The following is a 12,112-nucleotide window of genomic DNA, read 5'->3' as shown; positions in this document are numbered from 1 at the left end:
TCAGACCGCGCTGGAGGACTGCCAGAGATTGATACCCGCATCCACTGCGAACTCGTCGATGCGCGCCAGTTCGGCCGCGTCGAATGCCAGGTCGTTCGTGGCGTCGAGGTTGTCGTCGAGCTGCTCGACCGAGGAGGCGCCGATCAGCACCGAGGTCACCCGCTCGTCGCGCAGCGCCCACGACAGCGCCAGCTGCGCGAGCGACTGACCGCGGCTCGAGGCGATCTCGTCGAGGGAACGCACGCGGGCCAGCGTCTCGTCGGAGAGCATCCGCTGTGACATCGACCCCTCGCGCGCCGCCCGAGACTCGGCGGGGATTCCGCCCAGGTACTTCTTGGTGAGGAGTCCTTGCGCCAACGGCGAGAAGGCGATGCACCCCACCCCCAGGTCTTCCAGCGTGTCGAGCAATCCTTCTTCGATCCAGCGGTTGAACATCGAGTACGAAGGCTGGTGGATGAGCAGCGGAGTGCCGAGATCGCCCAGGATGCGCGCCGCCTCGACGGTGCGCTCCGGCGAATACGACGAGATGCCGGCGTAGAGCGCCCGACCCGATTGCACCGCTGTGTGCAGCGCGCCCATCGTCTCTTCGAGAGGCGTGTCGGGATCGGCCCGGTGCGAGTAGAAGATGTCGACGTAGTCCAGACCCATCCGCGCCAGCGACTGGTCGAGAGAGGCCAGTAGGTACTTGCGGGAGCCGTGATCGCCGTAGGGACCGGGCCACATGTCGTAGCCGGCCTTGCTCGAGATCACGAGTTCGTCGCGATAGGGCCGGAAGTCCTGGGAGAAGATGCGGCCGAAATTCGTCTCGGCGCTGCCGTAGGGCGGGCCGTAGTTGTTCGCCAGATCGAAGTGGGTCACCCCGCGATCGAAGGCACGGCGCAGGATGGCTCGCTGCGTGTCGAGCGGAGTCGCGTCGCCGAAGTTCTGCCAGAGGCCGAGCGACACCGCGGGGAGCAGCAATCCGCTCCGGCCGGTGCGGCGGTACGGGAACGTCGAGTAACGGTCGTCGGATGCGAGATAGCTCATCGTCCGATGATTTCACGCACCAGCCGCGACGCGCACGCATTCCTTCATCGAGCGGTGCATGTAGCGGCGCCAGATCGGACCGATCACCCGCTCGACCACGAAGCGCCGGCGCGGCAGGGGCCGGAAGCCGTAGCTCCACCGAATGACCGATCCACCCGGGCTGGGTTCGAAATGCCAGCTCGAATAGGCGTCGGACACCAGCCGGCTGAGCGCCTTCGTGAATCCGGTGACACGGTATTCGAACAGTCCCGTCGCATCCGGGTCGTCGGGGGGCGCGAAGCGCACGAGTTCCTCGCGGAACTCGCCGCCGTCGGAGAGGTGCACCGTGCGCTGCTCGCCGGGATGGTTCCACGGCCCGGTCTGGTCGGAGACGTCGACCACGGCGGGGAGTACCCGGAGGTAGCCACGGAACAGCGTGCGGTCGTCGCGCGGCACCACCCGGCTGAAGGCCAGTCGCGCCGAAACGGGAGCCTCCCCCTCGACACGGAATTCGACGAGCTCCATCTGCCCACCGTATGCCTTCCCCCTACGCTGGGACCATGCCCTCCTACCGTGTCATCATGATCGTCGGAACCCTCGAACTGGGCGTGCGCCCCGAAGAGGTACTTCCGACCCTCACCCAGGCCATCGCCGACTTCACCACCGTCGAGGCGTCGGACATCGCTGTCGTGGGCGGATCGCCGCGCGTCACCGTGCGCTTCACCGCCGACACCGACGAAGCCGCCTACCTGATCGCCGAGCAGGGCATCGACGGAGCACGGGTCTCGGCGGAGCCGATCGCCTGGCAGGTCACCCGGCAGGTTCAGGGGCGCTGGGAGCCTCTCGCGTAAGGCGCAAGAACGCCGAAAGGGTGGCCAGATCGGCCGCATTCACCGGCAAGTGGTCACCCAGTTCGGGTGAGAACACCAGGTAGGCCGCCCATTTCGCGCGGGACACCGCGACGTTGAGGCGGTTCTTCATGAGCAGAAAGCCGATGCCGCGCGGAACATCCGTGGCGGATGATGCGGCGAGCGACACGATGGCCACGGCCGCTTCGCGCCCCTGGAACTTGTCGACCGTGCCCACTGGCACGTCGGGCAGCCCTGCGGCCGTCAGCACGGCCCGCAATCGTTCGACCTGAGCGTTGTACGCGGCGACGACGATGACGTCGGTCTCGGTGAGGGCACGCGCTCCGGTGTCGGCCGGGTCGCTCCATTCCCTTCCGATCAGCCCCCGCACGATCTCCGTCACCCTCTCGGCCTCTTCGACCGACTCCGTCGAGTTGCCGTGATGCATCACCGGATGCAGGTGCAGACCGGGCGCGACCCCCGCGAGCGAGCGATCGGTGGTCGCCGGGAGCTTGGCGTGCAGCTCCCCCTCGTAGGAGAGCAGGCTGACCGGTTCGCAGACGGCCGGGTGCATCCGCCAGCTCACATCGAGGAAGTAGCCGAGCTCCGCCGGGAGCACGTCGTGCCCTTCGGTCAGCCAGCCGAGCGCCGAGGTGTCGACGGGTTCGGGATGCGTGCCCTGTGTCACCTGCGGAAGCTGCTGCGGGTCGCCGAGCAGCAGCAGGTTGCGGGCGGCGACGCTCACGGCGATGGTGTTGGCGAGCGAGTACTGTCCGGCCTCGTCGACGACGAGCAGGTCGAGCTGGCGGCGGTCGACGCGGCCCGTGTTCGTGAAGTCCCACGCCGTTCCGCCGATGACCGAACCGGAACCGGCGGCCCGCGCCCGCCCGAGAAAGGAACCGAGCCCGTCTCGCTGCAGCCGGGTGAACGACACGTCGGGCGACTCGCTCGCCTTGCCCACCGCATCCGGTGCCACGCCCGCCGCCACGATCGCGTCGAGCATGTTCTCGACCACGGCGTGCGACTGGGCCACGACCCCCACCGTCCAACCGTGCCGATTCACCAGGTCGGCGACGACACGCGCACCGGTATAGGTCTTGCCTGTGCCGGGCGGGCCTTGAACGGCGAGGTAGGAGTCGTCGAGCGCCAGCAAGGAGTCGCGGATGCCGTCGATCGCCCCGCGCGCGCCTTCGCGCACGGGCTCGAGCGCTCGCCCGTCGCTCCGCCGCGGCGGTCGGCGGCGCAGCAGGTCGAGCGCCGCATCGGCCGGGAAGCCCGGCAGCGCATCGGCGAGCTGCTGCCCCCACTCCGCGATCGCGATCTGCAACGAGGTCGTCTTCGGAGGTGCTGAGGGCGTGATGGCCACCGGCAGCGCCGAGTAGCCGACGCCGTTCATGGTCTGACGCTCCTCGAAGAGATACTGGGTCACGCCGTTCGGCAGAACGATCACGTCGAGGAGCGACGTGCGCGAGTGCGCCACGCGGTCGCTCACCCGAGAACGCGGCGACGGCCACGGATGCGGCGGGTCGTAGACGAAGAACCGCCCGGTCTCCCCCGGTTCGAGCCGGCTTCCGGGCGCGAGCTGCCCTCGCAGGCGCACCTCGCGCCGATCGGTGCGCTGACCGGGCCTGCGGTACCAATCCGTCTCCACGACGCCAGCCGTGACCACCAGCACGTCGCGCGTGTCGGCCCATTCCTCGACCGGCTGGTCGAGCCGGTTGAAATGCTCCCACCAGAACGACTTGTCTTCGCGGCGGTGATAGTCGATGGCCGCGGCGGCGAGGGCGATCGCCGTCTCGTCGGCCGTGCGGTGGGCGGGGTCGGCATGGTCGAGCCGCGCGCTGAGCGCCTTGTGCAGGGCACTCGGTTCGAAGGGGGCGGCCGCCTCCACCGCGTTCGCGGGTGGCGGCGTTGCGGCGAACGCGCCGGCCACGCCATCGAGCGTGAGGTCGCTCGCCGCGAAGAGCGCTTCGTCGGCTGCCGGGGTCACCCCGTTCTCGGCACCTCGCGCGAGCAGCCAGTCACGCAGTCGCAGGGTCGAGACGCAGTCGTACTCGTTGTAGTCGGCGATCTCGTGCAACTGGGCTTCGGCGGCGAGTGCGGCCGACGCATCCGTTCGTCCCCGTTCGCGCAGCTCGACGTAGTCGACGTAGGCGATGATCGAATCGGCCGCGTTGGTGACCTCGCTGTTGCGGTAGAGCTCGGCCATGTAGAGCGGCTCGAGCTTCTTCAGGCTGTACGACGGCGAGCTCACCCGGATGCTCTTCTTCACCACGGGATAGAGATCGACCAGCACGTTGCGGCGGAGCAGTTCGTCGAGCTGCTCCTCGCCGACGCCGTGCCGGGCGGTGAGCGACTGCAGGTGGGCCCGCTCGTAATTGGCGTAGTGGTAGATGTGCATGCCCGGATGCTCGCGGAGGCGCTCGGTCGCATAGTCGAGGAAGGCCCGCAGGGCCTCCTTCTCTTCGGCGTGATCGTGCGCCCAGAACGGACGGAAGACGGTCTCGCCGATGCCGGCGCCACCACGGGTCGCGGGCGCGTGCTCGACCACCCCGAACAGGTAGTCGAGCCCCCAGTCGGGGCCGGCGTTCTCGGAGTAGAGCGGGTCGCCCTCGAAGTCGAAGAAGATGTCGCCGGGATCGGGCACGGGCAGTCCGGCCAACCCGTTCGGATCGTAGACCCGGTACGCCAAGCCCGCGCGCCCGGCGACCTGCATGCGCGCCTGGTCGCGCAGTGCTTCGAGGGTCGACTCGGGCAGGTCGGCCACCTGCCCCTCCGATTCGGCGAGTTGATCGATCGTGGTGATGCCGGCATCCCGCAACCGCGTTCGCTGGGTGATGCGGATGCCCGCCACCAGCAGCAGATCGCGATGCGCCTCCACCTCGGGAGCGCACACCTCGCAGCGGCCGCAGATGGTGTAACGGGGGTCGCCCCACTCGACCGGCGGCGCCGTCAACCGCTCGTCGAGCAGCGCCTCCAAGCGCGCGCGTCGGTCGCGGTAGACCGGCAGGATGTCGCGCAGCTCGTGCGTCGAGGTCGATCCGTCTCCGAGCAGCAGATGCACCTGCGCACCGACGGGCACAGCGAGTCGCTCCAGCTGGTCGGCGTAGGCGGCCACCTGCAGCAGCGCGGTGACCTTCGCATGCCGGGCCAGTTTCGTGTCGTAGACCTCGTACACCGGGGTGGATGCGCCCGCCGCACCGGCCGCATCCGGAACCCGCACGAGGAAGTCGGCGAAGCCGAGGAATCGGCCGTCGAAGAAGGTGCCCTGGAACACCACGTCGGCACCGCGGCGCAGGGCCGCGACCGTGTCATCCTGCCGCGCGAGCAGCGCCTCGGGGGTGGTGCGTTCGGGCCGCTCGATCTCGGCGACGCCAGCGGGCGAGACGCCGTCGAAAGTCCCGAACCGCCGCCGGAATGCCTCGAGTGCGCGCTCCTCGTGCGCGTCACCCAACCGGGCCGCGCGTTCGAGCATCGCGTCGGCACCATCGGCGACCGGTGGGATGCGACCGAGCTTCGCGTCGAGCCGGCGCACCAACGCGAACTCGCATTTCGCGGCAGCGGTGAGGTCGGTGGCGCTGTAGAGCACCGTCTGGGGGTGCTCTGCTCCGCCGGCGACGATCATCCGCTCTCCTTCTTGCCCGACCTCCGTTCGAGGTCACCATCAGGCTAGTCGCGGCCACCGACACGGGGGAGTCGGGCTAGTCTCAGACCATGGCGGGCAGGACGGTCGTGATCACCGGGGCGAGCGACGGGATCGGAGCCGCCGCGGCGCGCGAACTCTCCCGCCAGGGCGAGGAGGTCGTCGTTATCGGACGCTCGGCCGACAAGACGGCCGCGGTGGCCGCCGAGCTCGGCGCGGCCTCGTTCACCGCCGACTTCGCCCGCCTCGACGACGTGCGCGAGCTGGCCGGGCAGTTGCTCGCCCGCTACCCGCGCATCGACGTGCTCGCCAACAACGCCGGTGGCCTGATGGGGCCGCGGGAAGGAACCGTCGACGGCCACGAGAAGACCTTCCAGGTGAACCACCTGGCGCCGTTCCTGCTCACCATGCTGCTGGCCGACCGGCTGGCCGAGAGCCGGGCCACGGTCATCGCCACCTCCAGCGTCGCGCACCGCCTCTACAGCGACTTCGACATCGACGACCTCGAATCCCGGCGCCGTTACCGACCCGAACTCGCGTACGGCAACGCCAAGCTCGAGAACATCCTGTTCACCCGGGAACTGCACAAGCGCTTCCACGATCGGGGCATCTCTTCGGCCGCATTCCACCCCGGGGTGGTGGCCACCAGCTTCTCAGCCGGATCGCAGAGCGGATTGCGAGTGATGTACGGCTCGGTGCTCAACCGCGTCATCCTCTCGCCCGCCAAGGGCGCCGACACACTGGTGTGGCTCGCCACCACCACCCCCGATCTCGACTGGCCGAGCGGCGGCTACTTCGCGAAACGCAAACCGGCGCGCCTGAAGAAGGGCGTCGACGATCCGGCCTTGGCCGCGGCGCTCTGGGACCGCAGTTCGGCGATGGTCAGGCGGTAGCAGACGACGGCGATCGGATGCCCGCCGCCGGCAGGATGACACCGTCGATCACCGAGATCAGGAATTCGCGGTCGACCGGCTTCTTCAGCACCAGTGTGCGATACGACGCCATCGAGGGCGACACCAGAGCCAGTGTGTCGATGTCGCAGTCCGGTGCGATCTCACCACGGTCGAGCGCCCGGCGCAGGAGGACCCGGTTCGCCTCGACGCGGGGTTCGATGATGGCGGCGTGGATCACCTCCGACATCTCGGGTGAGCGCGAGAGCACCGACATCAGACCGCCCATGATCTGGAGTTTGCGCTCAGCATCGGCGATCGACCGCTGCTTGATCATGCCGACGAGGTCGCCGCGGAGAGTGCCCGTGTCGGGCAGCCGATCGGGCTGCAGGTCGTTCTTCTTCATGCAGGCCACGGCGTCGACCACGAGCTCGCCCTTCGAGGCCCAGCGACGGTAGAGCGTCGCCTTTCCGGCCTTGGCACGGGCGGCCACCATGTCGATGGTCATCCCGTCGTACCCCTCTTCGGCCAGCACGTCGAGTGCGGCCTCCAGGATCTCGGGATCGCGCGTGTGGTCGCGCTTGCGGCCGAGCTTGACCTGCTCGGGCACCTCCGGCGAGGGGGCAGCGGATGCGGTGGCCTCGGATGCGTCGTCGAAATCGTTCTGCGTCATTGCGGCGATCTCCTTTCCTGACGTTCGGGTTAATTCTAGACCGAATAGATCCGAAACTGCCCAGTACCGTATATAGTCTTCCTCATGCCTCAGAATCCTTCCGACAACGCCGCTCCCGTCGGCGCTCCCACGGTCTCCAGCCGCCGCTGGTGGACCCTGGTCACCGTCGCCCTCGCGCAGCTCATGGTGGTGCTCGACGCCACCGTCGTGAACATCGCCCTCCCCGCCGCTCAAGCCGACCTCGGGTTCTCCGACGGCGACCGTCAGTGGATCATCACCGCCTACTCCCTCGCCTTCGCCAGCCTGCTGCTGCTCGGCGGGCGCCTCTCCGACCTGATCGGCCGCAAGCGCACCTTCATCATCGGACTGATCGGGTTCGCCGTCGCCTCCGCCCTCGGTGGCGCCGCCGACAGCTTCGGCACGCTGGTCGCCGCGCGCGCCCTGCAGGGGGCTTTCGGCGCCCTGCTCGCGCCGACCGCCTTGGCCGTGCTGACCACCACCTTCACCATCCCGAAGGAGCGCGCCCGCGCCTTCGGCGTCTTCGGCGCCATCGCAGGCGCGGGTGGAGCGGTGGGCCTCCTGCTCGGCGGTTTCCTCACCGAGGCGTTCGACTGGCGCTGGAACCTGTACATCAACGTCGTCATCGCCGTGGTCGCGGTCATCGGTGCGGCCATCCTCGTCACGAGCCTCACGCGCACCGGGCCGCGGCCGAAGCTCGACATCCCGGGCACCCTGTTCGTCTCCGGCGCCCTGTTCTCGCTGGTCTACGGTTTCTCGAACGCCGAGACCGACGGTTGGGATTCGCCGCTGACCTGGGGGTTCCTTGCCGCGAGCGGCGTGTTGCTGATCGCCTTCGTGCTCTGGCAGCGCCGCGCGGCGCATCCGTTGCTCCCGCTCTCCATCGTGCTCGACCGCAACCGCGGCGCGGCCTACAGCTCCGTGTTGATCGCGGGCGCGGGAATGTTCGGCATCTTCCTGTTCGTGACCTACTACCTGCAGGCGTCACTCGGGTACTCCCCCATCCAGACGGGTCTGTCGTTCCTGCCGATGATCGGCATGCTCGTGCTCGCGGCGCAGCTCTCGACCAACATCTTCGTGCCCCGCTTCGGGCCGAAGATCATGGTGCCCTTCGGCATGCTGGTGGCGATGTCGGGCATGATCTACCTCACCCACCTCAACCTCGACAGCGTCTACGCGGCCGACATCCTGCCGCCCCTGATGATCCTCGGGTTCGGCATGGGGTCGATCATGCCGGCTGCGATGCAGACCGCGACGCTCGGCGTCGACCGGCAATTCGCCGGCGTCGCCTCGGCGATGGTCAACACCAGCCAGCAGGTGGGCGGGTCGATCGGCACGGCCCTGCTCAACACGCTCGCGGCCACCGCCGCAGCCGACTTCATCGCCTCGAACGGGCCGGCCACCGCCCAGGTGGCGGCCGACGCCGCCATCGCCAGCTACTCCACCGCGTATTGGTGGGGCGCCGGCTTCTTCGCGTTCGGCGCGGTGCTGGCTGCCCTCTTGTTCCGCCGCAAGGGGCAGGGGCTCTCGCTCTCGCACTCCCCCGCCGCGGCCGCGACGGATGCCGCCCCCGAGCCGGTGATCGCCCACTAGCCACCCGAAACGGCTTACCTCAGGCCCTGCGCCTTCAGGATCAGACCCTTCACCGACGTTGCCGGGACCGTGTCGCCCTCGCCCACTAGAAACGTCGGGTCTGACGACAGGATGATCGGGGTGTCCGCCGGGCCGCTCGGGAGGCGCCCGTGGGTGCCCTTGACGATCGACGGGTCGAGGGAGATCGCGTTCATCGCGTAGCGCAGGCCGACGGCCTTCTTCGCGAGGTTGGCCGCAGCCTTCACCTTCACGAGCGGGTCAGACGGGTTGAAGAAGAGCTCGGACGGGTCGTAGCCGGGCTTGCGGTGGATATCGACACCCCGCGCATACTCCGGCGCCTTCGCGTCGTCCAGCCAGAAGTAGTAGGTGAACCAGGCACCGGGCTCGGCGACGGCGACCAGGTCGCCGGCACGCTCGTGGTCGAGACCGTAGCGAGCCTGTCCCTCGCGGTCGAGCACCTCGTCCACTCCGTCGAGCGCCTCGAGGATTGCGCGGACGGCGGGGATGTCCTCGGGGTCGTCCACGTAGACGTGAGCGATCTGGTGGTCGGCAACGGCGAAGGCGCGGGACGTCCACGGGTCCAGCTGCTCGAGGCCCTGCTGCACGTAGACCTCCAGGAGGCCCGCGCGGCGCAGAGCGCGGTTGATGTCGACGGGCTTGGTGGCCGCCGAAAGACCGTACTCCGCGAGGGCGACGACGGTCACGCCCTGGGCCTCGGCCTGGTCGAGGAGCGGCGTGAGCGCGGCGTCCAACTCTGCTGCCGCCTTCGCGGCTTCCGGGCCTTCAGGATCGAAGCGCTGCAGGTCGTAGTCGAGGTGAGGGAGGTAGGTCATCGTGAGCTCGGGCACCGCCCCGCCGGTGCCGCCACCCTCGAGGATGTACCGGGTCGCGTCGATCATCCACTGTGACGACGTGATCGTGGCAGTCGGCCCCCAGTACTGGAACAACGGGAACACGCCGAGCCGCTTCTCGAGGTCGTCGTGCAGGGCGGGCGGTCTTACGTAGTCGTCAGCGGACTTGCGGCCGTCCGCGTGGTAGATGGGGCGAGGGGTGATCGTGACATCCGTCGTCGCACCCATCGCGTACCACCAGCCGACATTGGCCGCGAGGTAACCCGGCTGCGTGCGCCGAGCGGTCTCCCAGATCTTCTCGCCGTGCACGAGCTTGTTGTGCTGGCGCCACAGGTAGATGTCGCCGAGCCCCTTGAAGTACCAGCCGTTGCCGACGATGCCGTGCTCGGAGGGCATCGTGCCGGTCAGGATGCTCGACTGCACAGAACACGTCACCGCGGGCAGCACCGTGCCGAGGCTCGCCTGTGCACCCTTGCTCGCGAGGGCCGCGAGGCGCGGCATGTTCTTCAGGATCGGGGCGGTGAGTCCGACGATGTCGAGAAGAAGGATCGGGCGAGTGGTCATTCTGTTCGGGTTCCCATCAGTTCGCGCTGTGCCCAGAGGAGCTCGCTCGCGATGCCCGCTGCGAGGTCCGCCGGCGGCTCGGGCAGCACCGACCAGGTGTAGGTTTCGACGTCGACGTGCACATCGTGTTCCGGGCGGGAGCTGACGACGGCGTCGACTGCTGAGAGCAGCACATCCGTGGTTGCCGAGAGCGGGGCATCCGGAACCATCTGCAGAGGCACGTGGAAGTGCACGCGCCACGGGCCATCGGCCGGGAGCGTCGCGAGAGCCTCGTCGAGGTCATCGACGCGCAGTATCCGGTCGCCCTGGTTCTCGCGAACCTGGTGCACGTAGCGCGGCTCGGCGAAGGCGGCGATCGCCTCGCGCGACGCGGGGTCGGCCGGCGTCAGAACCTCGAGAGCGGCCGAGGCTTGGATCTTCACGACCGTGAGCCCGGCGTCGTGAATGGCAGCAACAGCGGCGACGGGATCGGCAAAGGAAACAGCCAGGTGGCAGGTGTCGAGGCACACTCCCACGAACTCGGGGTCGATGACATCCGTGCGCGCGGAGAGCCAGTCGACGATGTCCGCGACGTTGTCGAGGATGCACCCGGGCTCCGGCTCGATAGCGATGCGGATCGTGTGACCGGTCGTGTCGTGGATCTGTCGGAGGGCGGCAACGAGCACCGCGAACGCCTCGGTGGCTGCGGCATCCTGCTCGGGCCCCCAACCGGTACGCCAGCCGAGGGGCAGGGTCGAGATACTGCCGTCTGCCCGCGCGGGCAGCATGGCAGCAAGCGCACGCGCGGCATCGATCGTGTACTCGAGCCGCCGCGGGTCGGTCCAGTCCGGCAGGTAGACGTCGAGCTTGACGACCTCGGCGTGGAAGGCCGCGTAGGGGAAGGCGTTGAGCGTGCGCACCTCGAGACCCTGCTCGTCGAGCACGGCGCGCAGTCGATCGCGTGCGGACTCATCGGTGGCCAACTCGTGCGCGAGTTGCGCCGGCAGCCACAGGCCGACGCCGAGGGTGTCGAACCCCGCCTGTCGCCTCGCCGGGCCTGCGAACTCCCTGAGCTGGGCGATCACGCCGTCGAGGTCCTCGGCGGGATGCACGTTGGTGCAGTACGACAGGTGCATCACGGCTGTACCCGATTCATGCCCGGACCGCATCCGGCGTCGTCGCGGGAGCGCCGCGCTGCACCGAGTTGCCCTCGAACAGCGGTGGGGCGATGAAGGCCTCGAACCCGGGGAGGGGCGTGACATCCACGCGTCCGCTCTGGCTGTAGAAGTCGATCGGGTTCTGCCACAGCACGCGGTCGACGTCGGCCTCGGTGAACCCGGACTCGAGCATGAGTTCGCCGGTCTTGAGCGTCTTGAGCACGTCGGAACGGCCCCAGTCCGCCGCCGAGTTGATGAGGATGCGGTCAGTGCCGATGCGCTGGAGGATCGCGACCATGCGCTGTTCGTCCATCTTGGTGTCCGGGTAGATCGAAAAGCCCATCCAGCATCCGCTGTCGGCAACGATGTCGACGGTCAGCTCGTTGAGGTGGTCGACCACGACGAGCTCGGGAGCAACTCCGGAGGCCGCGACGACGTCGAGAGTGCGCTGCGTGCCGGAGAGCTTGTCGCGGTGTGGCGTGTGCACGAGCACGGGCAGTTCGTACTCGAGCGCGAGCGACATGTGCTCCTCGAACACGTCCTGCTCCGCGGCGGTCATCGAGTCGTAGCCGGTCTCGCCGATCGCGACAACCGATTCGCGCACGAGGAACCGGGGCAGCTCGGCCATCACCTCACGGCAGCGCGGATCGTTGGCCTCCTTGGGGTTCAGCCCGATCGTCGCGTGGTGACGGATGCCGAACTGCGACGCGCGGAAACGCTCCCACCCGGTGATGAGGTCGAAGTAGTCGACGAACGACGTCACGCCCGTACGCGGCTGTCCGAGCCAGAACGCCGGCTCGACGACGGCGCGAACGCCAGCCGCGTACATGGCCTCGTAGTCATCCGTCGTCCGGGCGGACATGTGGACGTGGGGGTCGAAGATGCGCATCG

Annotated in this window: 10 protein-coding genes; 3 read left to right on the top strand and 7 right to left on the bottom strand. The window is 68.6% G+C overall.

Features of this window, described 5'->3' with window-relative positions; genetic code table 11:
* Positions 1 to 1,026: an L-glyceraldehyde 3-phosphate reductase gene (gene mgrA / locus N1027_RS13735; protein ID WP_259508700.1), complete on the bottom strand. Its 1,026-nt coding sequence runs from the start codon at positions 1,024 to 1,026 to the stop codon at positions 1 to 3.
* Between the two features lie 12 nt (positions 1,027 to 1,038).
* Positions 1,039 to 1,530 carry an SRPBCC family protein gene (locus N1027_RS13730; RefSeq protein WP_259508699.1) on the bottom strand — a complete coding sequence of 164 codons (492 nt, stop codon included), beginning with the start codon at positions 1,528 to 1,530 and terminating at the stop codon, positions 1,039 to 1,041.
* Positions 1,531 to 1,565: 35 nt separating this feature from the next.
* On the opposite strand from N1027_RS13730, the gene N1027_RS13725 reads away from it, so the two are divergent.
* Positions 1,566 to 1,856 carry a hypothetical protein gene (locus N1027_RS13725; protein ID WP_259508698.1) on the top strand — a complete coding sequence of 97 codons (291 nt, stop codon included), beginning with the start codon at positions 1,566 to 1,568 and terminating at the stop codon, positions 1,854 to 1,856.
* Here the strand turns inward: N1027_RS13725 and N1027_RS13720 are convergent.
* Positions 1,816 to 5,478, bottom strand: coding sequence for a TM0106 family RecB-like putative nuclease (locus N1027_RS13720; RefSeq protein ID WP_259508697.1), 3,663 nt, complete (start codon positions 5,476 to 5,478; stop codon positions 1,816 to 1,818). The genes N1027_RS13725 and N1027_RS13720 overlap by 41 nt on opposite strands.
* Before the next feature lie 89 nt (positions 5,479 to 5,567).
* On the opposite strand from N1027_RS13720, the gene N1027_RS13715 reads away from it, so the two are divergent.
* Complete coding sequence (locus N1027_RS13715; RefSeq protein ID WP_259508696.1) at positions 5,568 to 6,389, top strand: SDR family NAD(P)-dependent oxidoreductase; 822 nt, start codon at positions 5,568 to 5,570, stop codon at positions 6,387 to 6,389.
* Here N1027_RS13715 and N1027_RS13710 read toward each other — a convergent pair.
* Positions 6,379 to 7,059: a TetR/AcrR family transcriptional regulator gene (locus N1027_RS13710; protein WP_259508695.1), complete on the bottom strand. Its 681-nt coding sequence runs from the start codon at positions 7,057 to 7,059 to the stop codon at positions 6,379 to 6,381. The genes N1027_RS13715 and N1027_RS13710 overlap by 11 nt on opposite strands.
* Before the next feature lie 84 nt (positions 7,060 to 7,143).
* On the opposite strand from N1027_RS13710, the gene N1027_RS13705 reads away from it, so the two are divergent.
* A complete protein-coding gene (locus N1027_RS13705) occupies positions 7,144 to 8,670 on the top strand; it encodes an MFS transporter (RefSeq protein ID WP_259508694.1) in 1,527 nt (508 codons plus the stop codon).
* Between the two features lie 14 nt (positions 8,671 to 8,684).
* On the opposite strand, the gene N1027_RS13700 is transcribed toward N1027_RS13705, so the two are convergent.
* The 3 genes from N1027_RS13700 to N1027_RS13690 are packed head-to-tail and all read right to left on the bottom strand — an operon-like array spanning position 8,685 to position 12,110.
* Entirely contained in the window at positions 8,685 to 10,085 is a 1,401-nt protein-coding gene (locus N1027_RS13700; protein ID WP_259508693.1) for an alkaline phosphatase family protein, read from the bottom strand.
* On the bottom strand, positions 10,082 to 11,200 hold the full coding sequence (gene eboE / locus N1027_RS13695; RefSeq protein WP_259510394.1) for a metabolite traffic protein EboE: 1,119 nt from the start codon (positions 11,198 to 11,200) through the stop codon (positions 10,082 to 10,084). Before eboE ends, N1027_RS13700 begins: the two co-directional genes overlap by 4 nt.
* Positions 11,201 to 11,216: 16 nt before the next feature.
* Complete coding sequence (locus N1027_RS13690) at positions 11,217 to 12,110, bottom strand: TatD family hydrolase (protein ID WP_259508692.1); 894 nt, start codon at positions 12,108 to 12,110, stop codon at positions 11,217 to 11,219.
* Between the last annotated feature and the right edge of the window lie 2 nt (positions 12,111 to 12,112).

It is taken from the genome of Herbiconiux aconitum (genome assembly GCF_024979235.1).
GTDB classification, from domain to species: Bacteria; Actinomycetota; Actinomycetes; order Actinomycetales; family Microbacteriaceae; genus Herbiconiux; species Herbiconiux aconitum.
Note: the sequence above shows the minus strand (reverse complement) of the source record. Positions and strands in the feature narration are given on the sequence as shown.